The 23744-nt window shown below is 55.3% G+C and carries 18 protein-coding genes; 14 read left to right on the forward strand and 4 right to left on the reverse strand.

The window, feature by feature from the left end:
* The first annotated feature begins 457 nt into the window (after positions 1 to 457).
* Positions 458 to 3367 (forward strand): leucine--tRNA ligase, encoded by a 2910-nt coding sequence (locus tag A3850_RS11805; RefSeq protein ID WP_068216737.1) that lies wholly within the window; start codon positions 458 to 460, stop codon positions 3365 to 3367.
* A gap of 132 nt (positions 3368 to 3499) precedes the next feature.
* Here the strand turns inward: A3850_RS11805 and A3850_RS11810 are convergent, their stop codons facing one another.
* From A3850_RS11810 to A3850_RS11825, 4 genes are all read right to left on the reverse strand, one after another.
* On the reverse strand, positions 3500 to 3814 hold the full coding sequence (locus tag A3850_RS11810) for a helix-turn-helix transcriptional regulator (protein ID WP_076639947.1): 315 nt from the start codon (positions 3812 to 3814) through the stop codon (positions 3500 to 3502).
* Positions 3811 to 4236, reverse strand: a complete 426-nt coding sequence (locus A3850_RS11815; protein ID WP_068216740.1) for an SRPBCC domain-containing protein — start codon at positions 4234 to 4236, stop codon at positions 3811 to 3813. The genes A3850_RS11810 and A3850_RS11815 overlap by 4 nt, the downstream gene beginning before the upstream one ends.
* Entirely contained in the window at positions 4233 to 4763 is a 531-nt protein-coding gene (locus tag A3850_RS11820; RefSeq protein ID WP_068216741.1) for a DUF5655 domain-containing protein, read from the reverse strand. Before A3850_RS11820 ends, A3850_RS11815 begins: the two co-directional genes overlap by 4 nt.
* A 196-nt stretch (positions 4764 to 4959) precedes the next feature.
* Positions 4960 to 7071 (reverse strand): hypothetical protein, encoded by a 2112-nt coding sequence (locus tag A3850_RS11825; RefSeq protein WP_068216744.1) that lies wholly within the window; start codon positions 7069 to 7071, stop codon positions 4960 to 4962.
* Between the two features lie 558 nt (positions 7072 to 7629).
* Between A3850_RS11825 and mraZ the strand changes: the two genes are divergently transcribed.
* The 13 genes from mraZ to ftsZ all read left to right on the forward strand — a co-directional run bounded on the left by mraZ (position 7630) and on the right by ftsZ (position 23714).
* Positions 7630 to 8124 (forward strand): division/cell wall cluster transcriptional repressor MraZ, encoded by a 495-nt coding sequence (gene mraZ / locus A3850_RS11830; protein WP_068216745.1) that lies wholly within the window; start codon positions 7630 to 7632, stop codon positions 8122 to 8124.
* A 1-nt stretch (position 8125) separates the two neighbouring features.
* A complete protein-coding gene (gene rsmH, locus A3850_RS11835; protein ID WP_068216747.1) occupies positions 8126 to 9037 on the forward strand; it encodes a 16S rRNA (cytosine(1402)-N(4))-methyltransferase RsmH in 912 nt (303 codons plus the stop codon).
* A 79-nt stretch (positions 9038 to 9116) separates the two neighbouring features.
* On the forward strand, positions 9117 to 9425 hold the full coding sequence (locus A3850_RS11840) for an FtsL-like putative cell division protein (RefSeq protein ID WP_068216749.1): 309 nt from the start codon (positions 9117 to 9119) through the stop codon (positions 9423 to 9425).
* A gap of 91 nt (positions 9426 to 9516) precedes the next feature.
* Positions 9517 to 11634 (forward strand): penicillin-binding transpeptidase domain-containing protein, encoded by a 2118-nt coding sequence (locus tag A3850_RS11845; RefSeq protein ID WP_068216751.1) that lies wholly within the window; start codon positions 9517 to 9519, stop codon positions 11632 to 11634.
* Between the two features lie 85 nt (positions 11635 to 11719).
* Positions 11720 to 13246 (forward strand): UDP-N-acetylmuramoyl-L-alanyl-D-glutamate--2,6-diaminopimelate ligase, encoded by a 1527-nt coding sequence (locus tag A3850_RS11850; RefSeq protein WP_068216753.1) that lies wholly within the window; start codon positions 11720 to 11722, stop codon positions 13244 to 13246.
* Complete coding sequence (gene mraY, locus A3850_RS11855; RefSeq protein ID WP_068216755.1) at positions 13236 to 14501, forward strand: phospho-N-acetylmuramoyl-pentapeptide-transferase; 1266 nt, start codon at positions 13236 to 13238, stop codon at positions 14499 to 14501. Before A3850_RS11850 ends, mraY begins: the two co-directional genes overlap by 11 nt.
* Positions 14502 to 14559: 58 nt before the next feature.
* A complete protein-coding gene (murD, locus tag A3850_RS11860; RefSeq protein ID WP_068216757.1) occupies positions 14560 to 15885 on the forward strand; it encodes a UDP-N-acetylmuramoyl-L-alanine--D-glutamate ligase in 1326 nt (441 codons plus the stop codon).
* Positions 15882 to 17042 (forward strand): FtsW/RodA/SpoVE family cell cycle protein, encoded by a 1161-nt coding sequence (locus tag A3850_RS11865; protein ID WP_068216759.1) that lies wholly within the window; start codon positions 15882 to 15884, stop codon positions 17040 to 17042. Before murD ends, A3850_RS11865 begins: the two co-directional genes overlap by 4 nt.
* On the forward strand, positions 16978 to 18159 hold the full coding sequence (gene murG / locus A3850_RS11870; RefSeq protein WP_231915315.1) for an undecaprenyldiphospho-muramoylpentapeptide beta-N-acetylglucosaminyltransferase: 1182 nt from the start codon (positions 16978 to 16980) through the stop codon (positions 18157 to 18159). Before A3850_RS11865 ends, murG begins: the two co-directional genes overlap by 65 nt.
* Positions 18156 to 19541 carry a UDP-N-acetylmuramate--L-alanine ligase gene (gene murC / locus A3850_RS11875; protein WP_231915316.1) on the forward strand — a complete coding sequence of 462 codons (1386 nt, stop codon included), beginning with the start codon at positions 18156 to 18158 and terminating at the stop codon, positions 19539 to 19541. The genes murG and murC overlap by 4 nt, the downstream gene beginning before the upstream one ends.
* Positions 19534 to 20343 carry a cell division protein FtsQ/DivIB gene (locus A3850_RS11880; protein WP_068216761.1) on the forward strand — a complete coding sequence of 270 codons (810 nt, stop codon included), beginning with the start codon at positions 19534 to 19536 and terminating at the stop codon, positions 20341 to 20343. Before murC ends, A3850_RS11880 begins: the two co-directional genes overlap by 8 nt.
* Before the next feature lie 252 nt (positions 20344 to 20595).
* A complete protein-coding gene (ftsA, locus tag A3850_RS11885; RefSeq protein WP_068216763.1) occupies positions 20596 to 22020 on the forward strand; it encodes a cell division protein FtsA in 1425 nt (474 codons plus the stop codon).
* A 215-nt stretch (positions 22021 to 22235) separates the two neighbouring features.
* Positions 22236 to 23714, forward strand: a complete 1479-nt coding sequence (gene ftsZ / locus A3850_RS11890; protein WP_068216765.1) for a cell division protein FtsZ — start codon at positions 22236 to 22238, stop codon at positions 23712 to 23714.
* The last annotated feature ends 30 nt before the right edge of the window (positions 23715 to 23744 follow it).

Here is a 23744-nt window from a genome sequence, read left to right on the forward strand (position 1 = left end):
GGCAGTAGGGCGCCGCCGCAGGTGCGGAGCGCAGTGGCAAGTAATCAGGACCGGTCGATCAGTGGGCGTGCAAACCCAGGGTGTGAATGTGTATGCGGGGAAATAGTCCAGTACCCAAGTAAGGAGAGATAGGCATTTTTGTTGACGGCAAAAGCCAAAAACTAGGGACAAGTTGTTACACCACGCTCGAAACTATAAACTGCAGACTGAACACTACAGACTACAGACTGTAGACTTCCCCTGGCGTTTCAGCCAGTACAAAATGTGGCTATCCGCCTCCTCGAAGGTTTGGATTTTGAAGGCGGTGCGGTCGAATTCGAACATGGTTGAAAGGTAAGGGGAATAACAGATTCGGTCTCGCAACTTTAGCCCCGCTTCAAATTGATTAGAGAGACTTAAGACTACAGACTATAGACCATTGACTAATAATTACCTTTGCCCACCCCAAAGAATAAAGATGAAATTCGACGTACAACACATCGACGCCAAGTGGCAGGCACGGTGGCAGCAGGACGAAACTTACAAGACTTCCTCCGATACCTCCAAGCCGAAGTATTACGTACTGGACATGTTCCCGTACCCCTCCGGCGCCGGGCTACACGTGGGGCACCCACTGGGCTACATAGCCTCGGATATCGTCGCCAGAAGCAAGCGCCAGCAAGGGTTTAACGTCTTGCACCCAATGGGCTTCGACGCCTTCGGACTGCCCGCGGAACAGTACGCCATCGACACGGGGGTACACCCCAGTGAATCCACCGCCGTGAACACGGAGCGGTACAAGGAACAGATGCAACGCCTGGGCTTGAGCTACGACTGGAGCCGCTCCGTCAATACCTCGGACCCTAAATACTACAAATGGTCTCAGTGGATCATCGGCCAGGTCTTCGAGCACTGGTACGACGTTGACGCTGATCGCGCCCGCCCCATCAGCGAATTGGTCGCCCACCTCGCCGAGCAAGGAACCGTGGGGCTGAACGCCGCCCAGAGCGAGCAACTCAACCTGACCGCCCACGCCTGGGGAGAACTGAGCGCCAAGGAGCAATCCGACGTGCTCATGAACTACCGCCTGGCCTTCCGCTCGGTCACCTACGTGAACTGGTGTGAAGCCCTCGGGACGGTACTCGCCAACGACGAGGTAAAGGACGGCCGCAGCGAACGCGGCAACCACCCCGTCGTCCAAAAACCAATGCTGCAGTGGAGCCTCCGCATCACGGCCTACGCCGACCGCCTCCTGGCCGGCCTCGATACCGTGGATTACAGCGACGGCCTCAAAGCCCAACAACGCAATTGGATTGGCCGCAGCACCGGCGCCCAGGCTTTCTTCGACATCGAGGGCTACGAGCAACGACTGGAAGTCTTCACGACCCGCCCCGACACCATCTTTGGCACCACCTTCATGGTAATTGCTCCGGAACACGACCTGGTGGGGGAACTGACGACGGACGCCCAACAAAAAGAAATTGACGATTACCTAGCCTACGTCGGTAGCCGCTCCGAGATCGATCGCCAGCAGGAAACGAAAGTGACCGGTGCCTTCACCGGCAGCTACTGCATCAACCCCTTCACCGAAAAACGCGTCCCGATCTACATCGCCGAGTACGTACTGAAGGACTACGGCACCGGCGCCATCATGGCCGTGCCGAGCGACGACGAACGGGACAAGCGCTTCGCGGAGAAGTTCGGGATCGAAATCATTGACGTCGTCGACAAAAGTGATTACCCCGGCGCTTCGCTTAAGGATAAGGTGGGCAAGCTCATCAACTCCGGCTTCCTGGACGGCATGGAGGTGAAGGACGCCATCGCCGCCGCCACCGAAAAACTACGGGAAATGGGCCGAGGTAAAGAGCAGGTCAACTTCCGCATTCGCGACCTCGTCTTTAGCCGCCAACGCTACTGGGGCGAGCCCTGGCCGATCGTCTACAACGACCAAGACGTGCCTGAGCTGGTGCCGGTTGAAGAACTTCCCGTCACGCTACCGCCGATGGACGACTTCCGCGCCGTCTCCGGCGTTAGCCCCCTCGAGCGGGCCAAGGAATGGAACACGCTGCCCGGCGGTCGTCGCCGGGAGACTGACACCATGCCCGCCACGGCCGGATCCAACTGGTACTACCTGCGGTACATGGACCCCAACAACGATAAGGAGTTCGCCGCCAGGGATATCGTCGATTACTGGCAGGACGTCGACCTCTACGTTGGTGGAGCAGAGCACGCCGTCAGCCACATCCTCTACAGCCGTTTGATCCACAAGTTTCTGTTCGATCTCGACAAGGTCCCCACGCGGGAACCCTACAAGAAACTGCTGAACCAGGGGATGATCGGTGCGCCGATCGTGAATATCCACCTGGGTATTCTGCTGACGGAGGACGGGCAGCGTCACCCGATTTGGGTAAGTGCTCATGCCACTGAAGGTCAAGCACTCGAGGTGGATGGTCTTGGAACAGGGACTCTAGTATTTGACGGCAGCACCGGTTATCGAAAGGTGCCCCTGCGAATGATTGAAGAGACCAGCGTCAATAACGAACCTAGTTTTCGGCTTTATAAGGACGCCATCGACAAACTAGCCGCCGATGAAGCGATGGATGCAGCGTACTTCAAAACCATCCTTCAACAGGCAGGCGCCTTCGTATGGGAAATAGACAAGGAAGGTAGAGCCTACCTAGAACTAAGCGCACAAATGGGCAAAATGTCCAAACGCTACTACAATGTCATTAACCCCGACGACATTAGCGAACGCTACGGCACGGATACCTTCCGGATGTACGAGATGTTCCTCGGCCCCATCGACCAGGCGAAACCCTGGTCCGTTTCGGGCATCGACGGGGTGTACCGTTTCCTGCGCCGCTTCTGGAACCTATTCGTAGGCAAGGGTGACCAACTGAACGTGAGCGACGCCGAGCCCACCAAGGCCGAGATGAAGATCCTCCACACCCTGATCAAAAAGGTGACGGAGGACATCGACAAGCTCAGCTTCAACACCTGTGTCTCCGCCTTCATGGTGGCCAGCAACGAACTGAATAAGGCGAAATGCAACAAGCGCGCCGTTCTGGAACCCATGGTCCGCCTCATCGCGCCCTTCGCGCCGCACGTTGCCGAAGAACTCTTCGCCGCCCTGGGTGGTGCGGGAAGCGTCCACCACGCTGCCCTTCCGGAAGTGGAAGAGAAGTGGTTGGTGGAGGATTCCCACACCTATCCCATTGCCTTTAACGGTAAGACCCGCCTCACGCTGGACTTCCCCGCCGGTGCCTCCATGGAGGACATCGAAGCCGCCGCGCGCGCTAACGACCAAGTTGCCAAGCAGCTGGAAGGGAAGACGGTGCGGAAGGTTATCGTAGTCCCCGGGCGGATGGTGAATTTCGTGGTGGGGTAGAGGGGGCTGTTAGTTCCGTTTTTTGCCGTGACAAATTTTATTGGCGGTTACTTTGGATTACTACTTCTGGTGATTCGGTATGTTGGTGCTTTGGGCGTGCCATCTTAAGCCGTGCAAAACGGTTGGGTGGGACTACTTCATTTCGTCGAGTAGGTTGCCCAGCTTGTCCAGACGGTCTTCCCAGGTTTGGCGGAGTTGGCTCAGGTAGTCATCCAGCTCCATCAGGGCTTGGAGTTCGGCGTGGACGACCCGTTGGCGGCCATCGGTCGCACCACGGGCGTAGCGGACGAGGTTGGCGCCTTCCAGCACCCGCAGGTGTTTACTTACGGCTGGCCGGCTGATGTCAAACTGTTCAGTCAGTTCGTTGACCGGGCGGGGGCGTTCGGCGAGTAGCATCAGCATGGAGCGCCGGGTGGGGTCCGCCAGGGCATTGAAGGGGTCGGTCATGATAGGTCGTTGAGGAGGGCCGGAAGTTGGCGACTGAGCAGTTTGCCGCGCCATCCGCTGGCCAGTACGTTTCTGGCGATGAGGCGGTTGAGGAAACCGGCAAAACCGGCGTGGTGGAAATTCAGCGTGGTCGTCCCGTCGCCGTTGTCCTTGAGCCGGAAGGTAATCGTGGTGTTTTTCAGGCCTCCGCCGCTCCAGGTGTAGGCCAGTTCGTAGGGCTCTTCGACCGTAAATACTTCGCAGTGTACGGTGCCGTCGAAACCGGGGTAAGGGTCCGTTTGGAAGGTGAAGCGGTGGCCTACTTCGGCTTTGATGTCCGTCGGCATCAGCCACTGACTCACTAGCTCGGGGTCCGTGATGGCCCGCCACACTTTTTCAATGGGGTGAGGGTAACGTTTCTGGGTAGCGATGCTCTTCTTCATTTGGCGTTGTTTTGGTAGGCCCGGTGAAGAAGGTCCCGCTGTCCGTCGCTGAGGGTAGCATTAGCCGGCAAATTGATGACGTGGGTCATCCGCTGGCTGCCCTTAAAAGCGTCCACTTTTTCGGCTTCTGGGGTAGCTGTCGCTTCATCCAGCGCAAGGCCGATCTGCATGCCCTCCGCGCTCGGGGCGGCCATGGCAAATACGCGTTTCGCGTAGAAGGGCACGTAGGTTTGGCAGGGCCGTACGGAAACGTCCTTCCCAAAGCCAAGTAGCTGTTTTTTCAGATCAGCGTAGGTCGTATTGCCGTTGAACTGCTTGGCTTCCAGCCCGGCGGCATCGTCGTACTTCGCCTCGCCGACGGAGCGTTCGTAGACGGCTGCGGCCTGGAAGTGCCCGAGCCCGGCTTGCTTCAATTGGGAAATGGCCGAGCGCTTATCCGGCGCGTCGAGTTGTTGAAGGACGCCGAGCCAGTGGTCGAGGCCGTGGCCCGTTTTGGCAGGTAAATTCTTTAGAATGGCAATCTTCATTGCCTTTGGATCACAAGACATAGGTAACTGTTTGGTTACGCAAATTTAGGTAGCCAAACGGTTACGCAAAAGGGTCTAAGTCAATTATTCAAGCTTTCGGACAAAGTCAATCCGAATCGTCACTGCTCACCTTCGTGATGAATCAGGGCGCTGCCGCGGGTGCCCGGAAATAGGCAAGTAAAAAGAACCTGCCCTCTCACCGAATGACGAAACGACTACTCATAACTCGCCCGTCCGTCATTCGTAACACGATGGCGTAAGGACCGGGGCGGTACTGATGACCGGTGAGAGAAATGACCAATCTATCTGATGCCGGCTCCTTTATCGTAGTCACCTTTCTGCCAGCCAGGGTAAAGATCTCCGCTGAAGCGACACGGCGTGTATCTAGGTCCACTGTTAGTTGGTCCTTAACCGGATTCGGGTAGAGTTTGATCCCTGCCTGAGCGAAGGTGGAAACCGCAGTCAGGTCATCAATGACAAAAGTCTCCTCGTAGGTGCAGTCGTTGGCGTCCGTTATTGTCACGGTGTATTCCCCGAAGTTGAGGTCCGTCCGGATCGAGTCCGTCAGCGTGGTATCGGACCAGGCGTAGCGGTAGGGTGGGGTGGCGCCTTCCACCGTCAGGGTAATGGTGCCACCGTCGCGCAGACGGGCGGGGGTGGTTGCGCTGGTGACCGTGAAGTCGGAGTCGGGCCCGGTGATCGTAAAGGTCACCCGTACGGCATTGCCGGACATATCCCTAAAGAAGATTGCCTTTTCGCCGACCGTCAAATTAGTTACGGACTGTTCGCCAGCCGTCCCCTCCGCTTCGGTACTGCCGCCGGATACGTTGAACGTAGCCGTTCCGTCGTTCCCCCCAAAACATGACACCGGCGTCAGCGCCACAATAGTCGCGACGAGCGGGCGCTGAGTACGTAGGGAATATAACTCGTGGCCGATCTCGCCGTCGTCGGCAAAGAAGTAGAGCAGCTTGTCGACGGATAGGAAGTGGGTAGGGAAACTGCTGCCGCCACCCCGATTAACGTTGGAGACGAGCACGGTGCCCGCTACGGTCCCGTCGGAAACGTACAGCTCGGTGCCGGTAGAATTGCCATTGTTATCTAGGCCCCGCGCCGCGAAGTAAAGCTGCCCCTCATGCTCGTGGAATAAACTGCTGGGGACAATGCCACTCTCCGCGCCGGGTATGAGGTCTTTCACCTGGGTCGTCCCCAACTGAGAGCCATTCGTCCGCCACAGTTCGACGCCACCGGTAGGCGTAGCATCTGCGTAGTAAACGAAGTCGCCGACAGTCGTGAAGTGTTGGGGCGCGTACCCACCGTTACCGATTTCTGGCAGGTTCTCAATGATGCGCGTACCCTGCGGGGAGCCGTCGCTGACGTACACGTCCGCGCCCCCGTTGATGTCGGCGGCGAAGATGAAGCGGTCGCCAATGAATGCGTAGCGATCGTCATCGGAATCGGTCTCGATGTTCATGCCGGGACCATTGAAGTCAAAAATGAGCGTAGGGCGGGCGTTATCCGGGCCAAGTTTGTAGAGGTCGTAGCTCGTCAGCCGCGTGAGGGCACCAAAGTAGGCGGTGTCCTTGTGGACGACCATGCTTTCTAACGTGATGCCATTCGCGCCGCGGAAGTTGGATACCCGGACGGTCCCGTCTTCCGTACCGTCCGTCCGCCAGATCTGTCGGTTATCGATGCCACTCTCGGCGGTGAAATAGGTGACATTATCGCCGGTGTGAAAGTCACGTGGCAGGCTACCCCGGGTGTTGTTGCCCAGTACCTCGATGTCCTTTAGTAAGTAGGTGCCCTCCAACGTGCCGTCACTCCGCCAGAGTTCCGTTTCCGCGATGCTGTTTCGAGCCGCGAAGAGCAGGGTGTCCTGCGCGAAACCGAAGGTCCGGTCCGGGTCTTCCAGCAAGCCAGATGCGGGGCCGGTGAATATGTCCGCCACGATGCGGGTGCCGCGGGTAGTGCCGTCCGTCCGGTAAAGTTCCGTTCCGAAGCGTGGGGTCGTGGCGGCGAAGAAGACCTGATCGCCGACTTTAGTAAATCCGTGAGGCTCGCTGCCGTCCTCTCCGGGGACGATATCCGAGAGTAAGCGGGTGCCGGCCGGCGTACCGTCGCTGATCCAAATCTCCGTGCCCGTAGCGTCGTTACTGGCCGGGAAAATGAGCCTGCCGTTGAGGACGACGCCACGCTCTTCGGCGAGCGAACTGGAGCGGCCGGGGTTGATGTCCAGCACCAATTCCGGTGGCAACTGGGCACCGAGGGGAAGGCCCACCAATAGGAGGCCCAAAAACAACTGAAATCTCATTTAACCGGGGGGAATTACTGTAAGACTGGAAGGCCCTAAGGTAAGGCGGCTACGCCTTACTAGCCAAGGTGCACCACCTAGCTAGTTTTTCCGGTGGTTCAGTTGAACTACGTCCTATATATACGACTGTAAACAACGGGTGATGGCAACATCGGCTCTTACTCCCCAATGCCACGTTTGGTGTAACAATTTGTTGGCCGTGTTTCTCTGTTAAAACGAATTGATGGCTATATTTGGTCCGAATTCACCCGAAATCTCCCCTGGTGAACTGAAATTGACCCCGGAGCACCACTTTTTACCACCGGACTCTGCATCTTGGAAAAATCGAAAGTGGTCTTTAAGGGAGAGGTGAGATGATCAAAGGCAATGAAAAATGACAACATATTAGGTATTCGAGCATGAAATAACACCTTCAGAATGGCACGCCGCTGCGCTGCCAGAAATCACGGAAGCATTCTGTGATAAAAATTTGTCTTTTTGTGGTAGAAAGTGGGAAAATGTGGCCCGGTGATGTATTTTTACATCATCGGGTGATTGATGTATTGCCCGCCACTTTTTATGACCACTCCGTACAATTTACTTGGTGAGTATTCAGTGACCCTTGACGCCAAGGGCCGCCTCCGCTTACCCAGTAGTTTGATCAAGGGATTGGGCGATCGGGACACCCTGAAAATGGTCGTCAACCGCGGCCTTACGAACTGTCTGACCATCTACCCGATGGACGTTTGGGACACCGTTCGCAAGCCCATCGATGAGCTCAATTCCTTCGACCGCCGTGCGGACAAACTGAAGCGCCTCTTTTACCGGGGGGCAACGGAGGTTGTGCCAGATTCTGCCGACCGGATCCTGCTGCCTAAGGGCCTGCAGACCATCCTGAAGAAGAACCTGGAGGAAGGTGCGAAGCTCAAGAACCTCGTGCTCATCGGGCTGAATAACAAAATTGAAATATGGGACGAATCCGAGTACGAACGGATGTTGGAGGATGAAGCTGATGAATACGGCTCGCTCTCCGAAGATCTGCTCGGATATTCTTCACGGGAACCACTAGCCTGACATGTCAGACTACCACGTCCCCGTACTGGCCCACGAATGCGTGGAAGCCTTGAATTTACGTCTCGGAGGAGTTTACGTTGATGTAACCTTCGGTGGGGGTGGCCACAGCCGCCTCATCCTCGAACACGCAAAGGACCTCGATCTGAAGCTGTTCGGATTTGACCAGGATGAGGAAGCCCGGGCCAATGCGCTCACCGATGACCGCTTCACCTTCGTAGCGGCCAACTTTCGCCACTTACGTAACCACTTACGCCTGTACGGCATCACCCAAATTGATGGGTTGCTTGCCGACCTGGGGGTTTCCAGCCACCAGTTCAACCAGGCCGACCGTGGGTTCAGTTACCGCTTTGACGCGGATCTGGACATGCGCATGAGCAAGACGGTTGACCGCTCGGCCGCCGACGTAGTGAATAACTACGACGCGGATGACCTGCAGCAGGTCTTTGGTGAATACGGCGAAGTCCGCAACGCCCGCACCCTGGCCCACGCCATCGTGGAAGCCCGGGAGCGCCAGCCGATCGTATCCATTCAGGACTTCCTGAACGTGTGCGATCCGCTAGTTCGTGGCACGCGGCCCCGCTACTTAGCACAAGTTTTTCAAGCATTACGGATAGAAGTCAACGACGAGATCGGCGCACTTACTGATTTATTGGCACAAGCCACCGATTTACTGATACCTGACACAGGCCGACTCGTCGTGATTTCTTACCACTCGCTGGAAGACCGCATCACCAAAAACTTCCTCAAAACCGGTAACGCTAAAGGCGAAATGGTGAAAGACTTTTACGGGAAAATTGACCGACCGTACAAGATCCTCACCAAAAAGCCCCAGTTGCCAAGCGCGGAAGAAATTCAGCGCAACTCCCGCGCCCGTAGCGCTAAACTGCGGGTAGGTCTTAGAGTGGGGGAGTAGCAAGTTGCGAGTAACACACTCGGTACTCGCTACTTGCAACTCGAAACTCGATACTTTTCAAGGTGTGAATTAAACCGAAATGGCAGTTAGAAGAAAAAAACGCGGGAAAAAACTCGAGCTGTCAGCGCTCATTCTGGAGAACCTGGGCTTCCTCGCTTTCCTGGGCTTACTCGCCATCATCTACATCGGTAACGCACACTACGCCGAGTACAACGTCCGTAAGATCCAAACGCTAGAGGCGGACATCAAAGAACAAAACTGGCTGCACCTGACGCTGCAATCCGAGAACATGTATAACGGCCTGCGCTCGGAAGTCGTCGAAACCGTCCGGGAGGACGGCCTGCGGATGCACCGTGGTAAACCGAAAAAACTGGTCGTGAGTAAATAGACCAAGTAACCACGCGCCTCTCCTTTACAACACTCATTTTATACACCCACCTCCGGGCTTCACACACTCGGCACTTTCGCTCCCTTTAGTCATGGCAGTCAATTTTAAAGACGAAGTCCTCGTACGCGTCTACGTCATTTGCGCGATCATCGTTGTACCGGTGGCCCTGCTCTTGTCATTCCGCACGCTGGAGATCGCCGTGTTTAAGCAGGAGAAGTACCAGAAGCTAGGGGAGGCTTACGTACGGGACGTTACCGTGCAGGCCGAGCGGGGTAATATCTACAGCCAGGACGGCAACCTGCTGGCTACTTCCGTCCCCTACTTCAGCCTCCGGTTTGACCCTTTCATGGCCTCGCCCGAGGACTACTACGACAACATCGATAGCCTGGCTTACCTGCTCAGCCTGCACGTGGACAACAGCCATACGGCTGGTGCCTGGCGGGATAGCCTGTTCAATATGCGCGATAGCGTCAACCGCAGCGCTAATCACTACTACCGGTTGGCGGAGAGCGTTAGCTACCGGAAACTGCAGGACATTAAAACCTTCCCCCTCTTCAATAAGGGGAGAATGGGCGGTGGCCTCATCGTTGAGAAAAAGGAATCCCGCAAGCGCCCCTTCGGCTGGTTGGCCCGCCGGACGGTTGGCCGCATCGGCGGTGAAAAAGTAGGCTTGGAGGAAGCCTTCGACAAAGAGCTTTCCGGTAAGAAGGGTAAGGCGAGAATGTTCCGCATCCCCAACGGCGGCGGCTGGTTACCACTGGAGGACCTCACCGTCGTGGAGCCCACCGCGGGCGCTGACGTCCACAGTACCATCAATGTCAACATCCAGGACATTGCCGAGAACGCCCTTTACACCGCCGCGCGTCGCCACCTTCCCGATTGGGGAACCGCGATCGTGATGGACGTCGAAACCGGTGCTATCCGGGCCATGGCCAACCTCGGCCGGGGGGATAAAACGAGCAATAAGTACTACGAGAACTACAATTACGCCATCGCCAAGGCTACTGAGCCCGGGTCCACCTTCAAGTTGGCTACCATGATGGCCTTGCTAGAGGACGATAAGGTGATGCTTGACGACGAGATCGACATCGAAAATGGCGTCAAGACTTTCTACGACAAGAAGGTGACCGACTCCAACAAGAAGAGCCGCAACTGGAACAACATTTCCATTCGCCAGGCCTTCGAGCAGTCTTCCAACGTGGCCATGGCCAAGCTGGCCGACAGTCTTTACCAGGGTAATGAGTTCAGCGCTCGGTTGGCAGACTTCAAACTGACGGAAAAGACGGGACTGGAAATCACCGGTGAGGCGGAGCCCTTCATCGCCGATACGAGCTCAGAATACTGGTCCGGCATCTCCCGCGCCTGGTTGGCTTTTGGGTACGAGAGCCGCATCACGCCGCTGCAGATGCTCAATCTTTTCAACACCGTGGCCAACGACGGGCGTATGATGAAGCCTTACCTCGTGGATGAGATTCGCAGGGAGGGGAAGAGCGTCCAGCGATTCAAGCCTACCGTCATCCAGAAGCAAATCGCTTCCCAGACGACCATTGAGCAACTACGCTCTCTGTTAGAGGGGGTTGTCGACAACGGCACTGCGGCGAAGTTGAAATCCGACCAGTACCGCTTCGCCGGGAAGACGGGTACGAGCCAGCAGAACTACGGCCGCCGGGGGCGCAAGCAGTACCAGGCCAGCTTCGCCGGTTACTTCCCCGCCGAGAACCCGAAGTACAGCGTCATCGTCGTCATTTTCAATCCCAGCCAGGGTGCCTACTACGGTGGCGAAGTAGCCGGGCCGGTCTTCCGCGAGATCGCCGACAACATCTACAACAGTATGATCGAGGTGCACGAGCCCCTCAACCAGGGGCCCCGTCCGGTACTCTACGCCGAGCAAATGCCCGACGGTGATCTTGGCCATACGGATGAACTTGCTACACTCCTCAATTTCGTCAACGTCGATACGGATTCCACGACGGAGACCGAAATGGCTGTAGTTCGGTCCGCCGATGAGCGGGTCTCCCTTGCGGCCGCTGACCCTGCGGCGCAGGCCTTCCCCAACGTGCGGGGCATGCGCTTGCGCGATGCCGTCTACGTCCTCGAAAACGCTGGTTACGTCGTCCATCCCCGGGGCGTCGGGCGCGTCACGAGCCAGCAGTGGCAGCGGGATGCCGCCGGCCGGAAGGGCAAGGACGTCACCTTAATACTCAACTGATTATCAATGCTTTGCCGGTAGTTCTTCGCCGGCGGGCTCACTCAAGACTTTATCCCTTAAACTATTTTTTGCAACCGATTTATCCATGCTGCTCACTCAACTCGTTCATCGCTTACAAGACCTCTCGGCCGTCATCGCCGGCGAGCCGGGTGTAAGTGACCGGGAAGTGAGCAGCGTGGTTTTTGACTCCCGCCAAGTGCAGCCGGGCAGCCTCTTCGTCGCCGTCAAGGGTACGCAGGTGGACGGCCACGACTACATCGGCAAGGCCATCGATCGGGGTGCCATCGCCATTGTGGGCGCTGACGCAGGTGCCATGCAAAAGGGACTTAAAGAACAGAAAGAAACCAAGGACGGTACCTCCAACGAAGTGACCTTCATCACCGTGGAGGACTCCGCCAAAGCGCTCGCGCTCGCCGCCGCCGAATTCTACGGCAACCCCAGCCAGGACCTCACCCTGATTGGAGTGACCGGCACCAACGGCAAGACGACCGTCACCACCTTACTCCACGACCTCTTCACGGATCTGGGTTACAAAGCCGGACTCCTTTCCACCGTTGAGGTACGGATTGGGACGGAGGTCAAGACCGCCACCCACACTACGCCGGACGCCGTGGCCATCAACGCCAACCTCGCCGAGATGCTGGACGCGGGGTGTACTTACGTTTTCATGGAGGTCTCCAGCCACGCCGTTGACCAGCAGCGGACGGTCGGCCTTGCGTTTGACGGAGGGGCGTTCACCAACCTCAGCCACGACCATCTTGATTACCACGAGACCTTCCGGGCCTACCTGGAAGCCAAAAAAGCCTTCTTCGACGGGCTCCCCAAAACCGCTTTCGCCCTCAGTAATGCGGACGATAAGAACGGACCGGTGATGCTCCAGAATACCCGGGCGACCAAACGCTTCTACAGCCTCCGTAAGGTGGTGGATTACCGGGCGCGTCTGCTCACGGATTCTCCGCAGGGGTTGCAACTCGAGTTGGACGGTACTGAAATATTCACCCGTCTACTTGGTCGGTACAACGCTTACAACCTCACTGCCGTATTCGGTATCGCCATGGAGTTGGGGATGAACCGGGAGGAAACCCTCGTCTCCCTTAGCAACCTCACCGCCCCCAATGGCCGGATGGAGAACGTCGTTGATCCCACCGGTCAGGTGACGGCCATCGTTGACTACGCCCATACGCCGGATGCGTTGCAGAATATCCTTGAAACCCTTGCCGCCGTCCGCCAGCCCGGCGCCCAACTCATTTGTGTGGTGGGGGCCGGTGGTGATCGGGATAAGTCCAAACGCCCGGAGATGGCGCGCATCGCGGCCCAACTATCCGATCGGGTGATCCTCACTTCGGATAACCCACGAACGGAATCGGCGGAATCGATCCTGGACGATATGTCCGCTGGACTCATCAGCCCGGCATCCCGCGCCAGCGCCCTGAGAATCACGGACCGCCGGAGTGCCATTCAGACCGCCGTGCAGTTCGCGCGGGCCGGAGACATTGTACTCGTAGCTGGAAAAGGACACGAAACTTACCAGGATATCCAGGGTGTAAAACACCCTTTCGACGATAAGGTAGAACTGACGAACGCTTTAAACCTCCGCCTCCATGCTAGTTAATTTTTGGGAATGGTTGGGGACCGTACTGGGTGATTTCCCGGGGGACAAAGTCTTTCGTTTTCTCTCCGTGCGCGCCGGGGTGGCGATCATCATTTCCCTGGTGATCAGCATGATCTTTGGTGGCAACATCATCCGTATGCTGCGCCGCAAGCAAATGGGCGAAGAAGTGCGGGACCTGGGCCTCGCGGGCCAAAAAGAAAAGGCCGGTACGCCGACGATGGGCGGCATCATCATCCTGTTGGCCATCCTGGTCCCCTGCCTGCTGATGGGTGACCTGAGTAATATTTACCTCGTGGTCATGCTCGTTTCCACGGTGTGGCTGGGCGCCATTGGCTTTGTGGATGATTACCTCAAGCAAAAGCACAAAAATAAAGATGGGCTGGCCGGCAAATTCAAGGTGCTCGGTCAGGTAGGGCTGGGTGTTTTCATCGCCGTCGTTATGCTTTTTAATGACCAGATCGTGGTGCGGATGGACGTTAACGCCGCCGCCGAAATTGGGCTGACCGTAGCCGATCGGGTAGGGGCGGTGGCCTCTTCCACTTTGGATAACGGCGATATCATCAACCGGGCCAATTACCGGACGACGCTGACGAACGTTCCATTTTTTAAGGATGGCGCCTTTGCCTACGGAGACGTAATGAGCTGGGTCAACATCAGCGAAGAACTGGTTTATCTCCTCTTCATCCCCTTCATCATCTTCGTAGTGACTGCCGTATCAAACGCCGCTAATCTCACCGACGGGCTGGACGGTTTGGCGACGGGTGTTTCCGCGATCATCGCCGGGGTCCTGCTCATTTTTGCCTATATCAGTTCCAATGCAATCGCGACGAATTACCTCGGTATTCTCCACCTGCCGGGAACGGAGGAACTGGTGATTTACGCCGGCTGTCTATTTGGTGCTTGCCTCGGTTTCCTCTGGTACAACAGCCACCCGGCGACGGTATTTATGGGGGATACCGGATCACTGGCCCTGGGTGGCGTGATTGCGGCGCTCGCTATTCTGCTACGCAAGGAATTATTGCTGCCTTTGCTCTGCGGCGTTTTTGTGATGGAAAACCTGTCCGTCATCATCCAGGTGAGCTACTTCAAATACACGAAAAAACGCTACGGGGAAGGCCGGCGGATCTTCAAAATGAGCCCCCTGCACCATCACTACCAGAAGTTGGGGATGCCGGAAACGAAGATTGTTAACCGTGCCTGGATCATCGGATTGTTACTGGCCGTTGCTACCATCCTCACGCTAAAACTTCGGTAATACGCCACCTCACTTTTGCAGACTTCACTACTCAACTACGCTAGCCACCTTCAATAAAATGACTTCAACTAAATCCATCATCATCCTCGGCGCCGGAGAATCCGGAGCAAGTGCCGCCCGGTTGGCCAAAGCGCAAGGGTTTGAGGTGTTCGTCTCCGACTACGGCCGGGGCGTGGATCGGTTTGTGGCCGAATTGGAAGAAGCGGGTATTGCCTACGAATTGGGAGGACATTCCGAAGAACGCATCCTGGCAGCGGATGAGGTGATCAAGAGTCCCGGTATTCCGGATACTGCGCCTATCATCGTTGCGTTGCGTAAGCAGGGGACGCCCGTCATTAGCGAAATTGAATTCGCCAGCCGGTATGCCCCCCGCGGCTGTAAGATTGTGGGGATTACGGGTTCCAACGGTAAAACAACGACGACGCTCCTGACTCACCACCTCCTCGCTTTTGCCGGCGTGAAGACGCTAGCCGGTGGAAATTTGGGAGACAGCTTCGCCCGGCTTTTGCTGGACTTCCCCCCGCAGGATGTCTACGTCCTTGAGCTGAGTAGCTTCCAACTGGACGGCATCGTTGCTTTCCGTCCGGACATTGCCGCCGTGCTTAACATCACCCCGGACCACCTCGACCGTTACGAATACGAATTAGAGAAATACGCGAATGCAAAATTGCGCATCGCCCAATCCCAACGGATGGACGATCGGCTATTCGTGCTCGCCGAACCGACCGTGTTAGGTGCTGCCGTACAGCGCGCCAACCCAAGTAGCCAACTGGCTACAATTGGCGCCGGCGATATTACCGAAAAAACAATCAAGGTTGAAGGTTACGGCTTTGACTTGAACGCCGGTCAGCTGCGTGGAAAGCACAATGCGCTCAATGCGTTATTCGCAGTGCGAATTGCTCTAGCGCTCGGCGTCAACGAACAGGAAATTCAACTGGCGCTGAACAGCTTCACCCCGGCCCCCCACCGGATGGAAGTGGTCGCCACTCAGGATGGCCGCACCTGGATCAACGACTCCAAGGCCACCAACGTGGACGCTACTTACTTCGCCCTCGACGCAATGGACGGCCCCACGGTGTGGATTGCCGGTGGTACCGACAAGGGAAATGACTACGATGTACTCACTCCATTAGTGGAAGGAAAGGTACACACCCTTATCTGTATGGGTAAGGATAATACCAAGTTGCTAGAAGTATTTACGGGGGCGATTCCCAATATTCTGGAATGCCACTCCGCCCAGGCGGCGACCGTGTTTGCCGGGCACCGTGCGAATAAAGGGGACCGCGTTTTACTCAGCCCCTGTTGCGCCAGTTTCGACCTATTTAAAAATTATATCGACCGTGGAGATCAGTTCCGGGCGGCCGTCCAAAAATTATACGCATGAATATCTCCGCACGTATTGCTACGGAACTGCGGGGTGACCGCGTGATCTGGGCCCTGGTTGCTCTGTTCAGCATCATTTCCATGGTTGCCGTTTACAGCTCAGTGGCGGACCTTGCCTACGAGGATCGGGCTGGTTCTACGCTTTATTACCTCATCAAACACGGGGTAATTCTGGGTGTTGGCCTAGTTATTATTTACATATGCCACTTGATGGCGTACACGAAGTACAGCCGCTGGGCACCGGGCTTACTAGTGGCAGCGGGGGCATTGCTTTTAATGACCATGTTTTTTGGTTTGGAAATCAATAGCGCCAAGCGTTGGTTGCGCATCCCGCTGGTAGGGCTCACCTTTCAAACCTCGGATTTTGCCAAGCTGGCGTTGATCATTTTTGTTGCCCGATCCATTGGTTCCAAGCAGGATGTGATCAAGGATTTCAAAGAAGCATTCGTACCCATCATTGTACCCGTGGTTGGTATCTGTGCCCTGATTGCCGTTAACGATTTAAGCTCAGCGGCCATGCTTTTCTTCATCTGTTTGCTGATGATGATCGTTGGCCGCGTGGCCCTTCAGTACATTGTGATGCTGGTGTTGACGGGTATTTGCGTATTCAGTTTAATGGTGATGGTGGGTAGTAAATTCCCCACACTCATTCCCCGGGCCGCGACCTGGGAAAGCCGCATAGAACATTTTCTGGACGGTCGCGAGCCTGATCCGCAAGCCATGGAGCAGGTGGATTACGCCACGGTGGCGATGTCAAACGGTGGCCTGTTTGGTGAAGGACCGGGTAACAGTCTGCAGCGGAACTACGTCTTCAGCGCCCACGCGGATTTCATTTACGCCATCATCGTTGAAGAATACGGCGCGCTGGGAGGCATCTTGGTCATCGGCCTTTACGTGATGCTTTTCTTCAGGGTCGTTCGGCTGGTCACCAAAAGTTCCAAAGCCTTCGGGGCGATGGTCGCATTTGGCATTGGGACGGCATTGCTGTTGCAAGCCTTTTTTAATATCGCCGTAAATCTTGATTTGCTCCCGGTCACGGGTCTTCCGTTGCCGATGATTTCTATGGGCGGTACCTCTACTCTTTTCACCTGTATTGCGCTCGGAATTATTCTTTCCGTTTCCAAGTACATCGAATCCGCTACCGCCGATGCTACCTAAGGAAATCAAAAAACCATTGCGGGTGATCGTCAGCGGCGGTGGAACGGGAGGACACATCTTTCCGGCCATTGCCATTGCGGACGAATTGAAAAGACTTGTCCCCCGAGCAGAATTTCTCTTCGTTGGTGCGGAGGGTAAAATGGAAATGGAGAAGGTGCCGAAGGCGGGCTACAAAATTGTGGGCTTACCCATCCGTGGCTTACAACGCCATAACAAATTAGCCAACCTGTCTTTTCCGTTCCGCTTGATTTCTTCTCTGATCAAAAGTAGAAGCACCATTAAAAACTTCAAGCCCGATATCGTAATTGGAACCGGTGGCTACGCCGGTGGGCCAGTGCTATACGCCGCTGCCAAAATGGGTGTGCCCACTTTGATCCAGGAGCCCAATGCATTCGCCGGCCTGGCCAATAAATGGTTGGGTAAGCACGTCGATAAAATCTGCGTCGCTTTCCCCAAAATGGAGAAATACTTTCCCAAAGAAAAGCTGGTAGAAACGGGCAATCCTGTCCGGGAATCCATGCTCGAAAAAGCTGCTGACCTAGCCGCGAAAAAACCGGCTGCCACCAGTCAATTTTCCGTCTTACTGATGGGTGGTTCCGGTGGTGCAAAATCCATGAACGAAGCTTTGCGTGATAATACCGAAGCCATTCGGGCGCGGCCGCAGGTGCAATGGAAATGGCAATGTGGCAAGCATTACTACGAGGATTTTTCCTCCTGCGAAACAGCCCGGCTGGATAACGTAAGTATCTCCGCCTTTATCGATAAAATGGATGACGCTTACGCCACCGCCGACTTGGTGATTGGCCGCGCGGGTTCTACCACCATCGCTGAAATTCAATATCTCGGAAAACCAACCATCCTGGTTCCGAGCCCCTGGGTGGCCGAAGACCACCAAACCATGAACGCCAAAGCATTGACTGAAAATGATGCAGCCGTTCTCGTTGCCGATAAAGATCTGCAGTTAGATCTTATCCCGACCGTTTTTGAATTAGCCGACAATCCTGCGCGTCGGGAGCAACTTTCCAGTAAAGCACGGGAAATGGCGCAGCTTGGTGCCGTCACCCGGATCGCTGAAGAGGCGCTGGCGCTGATCAACTTAAAAACCGCAGAGTCATGATTGCGCTACAGGACATTACTGAAGTTTACTTCATTGGTATCGGTGGTATCGGTATGAGCGCGGTAGCCAGGTACTTTAATGAAAACGACGTGCGCGTTACCGGTTACGACAAAACGGCAACCACCCTTACTTCAGCGTTAGAGGAGGAGGGAATGGCTATCCATTTCGGTGAGGCCAACGTGGGTTTGGTTCCCCAACCGCACCCAGGTTTACTGGTTGTATTTACTCCCGCCATACCCAACGATTTTGCGGAGTTGGAACTGGTACGGAACGGGGATTACATTTTATTAAAGCGCTCGGAGATTCTGGGCATCATCAGCCGGGGAATGGAATGCGTTGCCATTGCCGGTACCCACGGCAAGACTACAACTACCACGATCACTACTCATCTCATGAGTGAGGCGGGGCTTGAACCCAACGCCTTCTTGGGTGGAATCAGCAGAAATTTCAATACCAATTTCATTGGTGGAGATAGCGACTACGTGGTAGTGGAAGCAGATGAGTACGACCGCAGCTTCTTGCAGCTGGACCCATCCGTGGCCGTCATCCTTTCGGCGGACCCCGACCACCTCGATATTTACGGTGACCACGCCACGATGATGGAAGATGGGTTCCGCGCTTTCGCCCGCCGCGTACGGTCGGGTGGCCAATTACTGGTGCGCCACGAAATCGCCGACCAATTTGCCGATATTGACCAGGTTTTGTTCAGCACCTTTGGTATTGGGACGGGTGATTTTTCCGCTCAGAATATTCACGTAAAAAATGGCGCCTTCCACTTCGATCTTCACGAACCGGATGGCCACATCGTACCTGAATTACGGACGGAACTTCCCGGCCGGCACAACGTCGAAAATGCGGTGGCAGCTTGTGCAGTGACCCGACTTTGTGGAGGGGCCGAAGCAGATATCCGCCGGGGGCTCAAAAGCTTCCGGGGAATTGGCCGCCGCTTTGACAAAGTATATGACGACGGTGAATTAATCATCATTGATGATTACGCTCATCACCCTACGGAATTAAATGCCGCAATCGACGCGGCCCGAGAATTATTTCCTGGCAAAAAAATCAGTGGTGTATTTCAACCACATCTATTTTCCCGTACCCAGGATTTTGCTCCCGGTTTTGCGGAGTCTTTAGATCAATTGGATGAGGCCATCCTAATTCCAATCTACCCCGCCCGGGAGCTTCCCATGCCTGGTGTAACGAGCCGCCTCATTTTTGATCGAATGAAAAGCGATAACAAGCGACTGCTGACCGATCGCAAAATGGTCACCTGGGCGAAGGAACTTCGCAGCGGCGTCCTGCTGTTGCTCGGTGCGGGCGATATCCAGGTACTGATTGGCGAGATCACCGAATACCATAAAAATCGAAACAAAAATGGCTAAGCAGAAGCAAAAGCTCCCCCTGCCTTACCGGTTGGTGATGGGCATAAAAAGTTATGGGTGGATATTCATCACCCTGGCCATTGCCGTCATTGCGATGTCGGCCATCGGAACCCGCGAAGCCTCCCACGTACAAACGGTGGCCCCCGTCGTGATGCCATTACCCGATGGTAGTGCGCTCGTCACGCCCGAACAATTATTGGAAAAATTGTCCGCCAGTTTCACCAAACCGTTGAGCGCTCTTTCACTAGCGGACATTGACATCAAGCGGGTAGAAGATGTATTGGAAAACCAGGCTTTCGTCGCCGATGCGGATGCTTTCGTGGATGATGATTTGCAGTTAAATATCATCGTCACCCAACAAGTACCCCTCCTACGGGTCATTGCGGAAAACGGACAGAATTACTACCTGGATGAGAATGGTTTGCGGATGCCACTAAGTGAAAACTACACCGCCCGCGTCCCGGTCGTTACGGGCAACATCGTTTTGTGGTCGGACGACTTTATGGAGGATTCTGATAACCAACTTTACCAATTGGTACAATTTGCCCGCCACATTCGGGCCGATGAATTCCTCAACGCACTCGTCGAACAGGTTTACGTAAACACCGCCGGAGAATGGGTGCTGGCCCCCAAAGTAGGCGACCAAATTATTCACCTCGGCCGCTACCACGAAATGACTACCGTTGAGCGTCTCGAACGCCTGAAAACTTTCTACCGGGAGGGCGTGCCCTACGAAGGATGGCGCAAGTACAAAAGCTTCGATCTACGTTACAACGATCAGGTGGTAGCCCGGAAAAACTAAGCAAGAAAGTGGCGAATTTGAGCTGCTCGTAAGCCCCTCCAATCCACCACAAAAAAATATCACTTTAAATGAAAATTTTGCGTCTAATTAGCCTCTGAAAGTAAATTGTTATGAGTACATTTACAACTAAGCGATGAAGCACTCATTGCATTGGATTTCAGGAGGCAAAATGGCCCCAAATTTTTGATTTTCGACCGCTGAGACGACCCTCTCCAAGTCGAATTATTTTATATTCAGCTAAATAGGTTTAGAATGTCTGATACCACTCAACAACAAATTATTGCTGCGCTAGATATTGGCACCACCAAGGTCTGCGCACTCGTCGGAAAACGCGACGAGCACGGCCAACTGGAAATCCTGGGGACGGGAAAAGTACAGTCCGAAGGCGTCATGCGCGGCGTCGTCAACAACATCGAAAAAACGATTACCGCAATCAAAGATGCGTGTGATTTAGCCCGTCGGTCAAGTGGGGTAGACTTTGATGTCGTCCACGTCGGTATTGCCGGCCAACACATCAAAAGTTTGCAGCACCGCGGTATGCTCGTGCGGGATAACGCCCGGGAGGAGATCAGCCAGCGCGACATTGACCGGCTCATCAGCGACATGCATAAGTTGGTATTGCCCCCCGGTGATAAGATTCTTCACGTGATTCCGCAGGAATACACCGTTGATATGGAGCAAGGCATCGTGGACCCGATCGGTATGTCCGGTAGCCGCCTCGAAGCGAACTTTCACATCATTACGGGCCAGACAATGGCTAGTAATAACATCAACCGTTGCGTGGAGCGCGCTGATCTTGAAATGGCGAGCGTTACCCTCGAACCCATTGCCAGCGCCGCATCCGTACTGTACAAAGACGAAAAGCAAGCGGGCGTTGCCCTCGTAGATATTGGCGGAGGCACCACCGACATCACCATTTACAAGGATGGTATCATTCGCCACACGGCGGTCATTCCATTCGGTGGCAACGTCTTTACCAGTGACATCAAGCAGGGCTGCACCGTCATGTACGATCAGGCAGAAAAACTGAAGATCGTTTACGGCCGTGCCGTCCCCAACGAGGTGCAGGAGAATCGTCTCATCGTAATTCCCGGATTGCGTGGTCGTGATCCCAAAGAAATCAGCGAAAGAAACTTATCCCGCATCATTATGGCGCGGGGAGAAGAGATTTTGGATCACGTACAGTGGGAGATCCGCCGGGCTGGGTTCAATCAGCACGACTTGATCGGAGGCATCGTTTTGACGGGCGGTGGATCCTTACTTAAGGACCTCGATAAGCTTACTGAGATCCAAACCGGAATGTCCGCCCGCCTCGGCACTCCCGTAGAGCACCTGACGCACGGATACCAGGAAAAACTGACCAGCCCTGTTTACGCTACCGGCCTCGGTCTTTTACTCCAGGGATTCAGCGATATTGATGCTGGCCGCATCGAACCAGTCCTATCCCGCCGCAAGGAAAAGGAGGCTGCCGCTAAAGCCGCTGCCGAAGCCGCTGCTCTCCGTGTCCAGGAGGACAACAACATGAAGGAACGCCAGGCAGCTCAGGCAAAATTGTTGGAACTCCAACGCCAGCGCGAAGCCGAAGCTGCTACCAATTCCGGACAGAGTGGCTGGTTGAACAATATGTTCAAAAAGACCAAGGAATGGTTCGAAGCGGAGCCGGACGCCGATCTTTAATCGTCCGCTAATGTCCGGCAGCTGTACGTTTCCTACGTATTCACCTACCGGACATTGCACCCGCGGCAGCGCAAAAACAACTTAATTTATACCATATAAAAATTTGGGTGAGAGAATTGACCATTTCACCCAAGCCCGCAGTAATACTCTCTAGCCAGTTTCAAAAAAGGTGTGAAAACGGTGAGGACCGAGCCCGCGGGCACAAAACCTGAATTATGACTATCGATTTCCCTCAGGGCGAAGCGCCCATCATCAAAGTAATCGGTGTAGGTGGCGGTGGCTCTAACGCCGTGAACCACATGTACGAACAAGGTATCATTGGCGTCGATTTCGCCATCTGTAATACCGACCACCAGGCCCTCGAACAGAGCCCGGTGCCCACCCTCATGCACCTCGGCCCAAACCTGACCGAAGGACGCGGAGCCGGCTCCAAGCCCAACGTTGGCAAGGCCGCCTGCGAAGAGAGCATTGAAGAGGTAAAGAAATACCTGAATAACAATTGCCGGATGCTCTTCGTCACCGCCGGAATGGGTGGTGGTACCGGTACCGGCGCGGCGCCCATCATCGCCAAGACCGCCCGTGAAATGGGCATCCTGACGGTGGGTATCGTAACCCTCCCCTTCACCTTTGAAGGCCGCCGCCGCGCGACCAACGGAATGGAAGGACTGAAAGAATTGAAGGATAACGTCGACACGCTGATTGTCGTCAGCAACGACAAACTACGCCAAATCCACGGCAACCTGAGTCTGAAGGATGCCTTCTCAAAGGCGGATAACATCCTGACGACCGCCGCGAAAGGTATCGCCGAGATCATCACCGTTCCCGGTTACGTAAACGTTGACTTCGAAGACGTCAACACGGTAATGCGCGACAGTGGAGTAGCCATCATGGGCACTGCAATGGCGGAAGGCGACGACCGCGCCCGCCAAGCAGTGGACCAAGCCCTACACAGCCCACTGCTCGAGGATAACGACATCCGTGGTGCTGAGCACATCCTGTTGAACATTACCTCCGGTAAGCGGGAAGTGACGATGGATGAGATCTTTGAGATCACTGAATTCGTCCAGGAAGAAGCTGGCTACGGAACGGACCTTATCTGGGGTAACTGTTTCGACGAAAGCCTCGGTGATAGCTTGAGCGTGACCGTAATTGCTACCGGTTTTGGTGGTCGCAAGACCCTCAGCTCCGCCAGCGGAACTGAGCGCAAAGTGGTGCACCTGGACGATGCTGCAACCGAAGAGCCAGCACAAACTCGGGTAACGTTAGAGGACATCACTAATGAAGCTGACCCCGTCGGCTACACCCGTGATACTAAGACGACTACTTTCGAATTTGAGAACCTGGACGAAGCAAAGGCACGTCTGCGCCCCCGCTCCCGTAACGAAGAACGTAGCTTCACCAGCAGCTTTCTGCGCGACGAGGAAGAAGCGCGCCGTGAAGCCCAACGACGGGAAATGGAAGCTCGCGACGAGGAACGCCGCGCTGCGCTCCGCAACCGGACGGAACTACCCAAGCTGAGCAACCCCAACGTAGTCGTTGAAATGGAAAAGCAGCCTGCTTACCTCCGCCGTAACGTACAGTTGGACGACGTGACCGTTTCTGACGCCACCGAAATGAGCCGCTGGAGCATTGGCGAAGACGAAACCATGCCGCTACGTGGTGGCAACCGGTACTTCCAGGACAACGTGGACTAACGCCACTCCGGTATTAACCTACCGCAAACG

Origin of the sequence: Lewinella sp. 4G2 (assembly GCF_001625015.1) — a bacterium.
Classification (GTDB): domain Bacteria; phylum Bacteroidota; class Bacteroidia; order Chitinophagales; family Saprospiraceae; genus Neolewinella.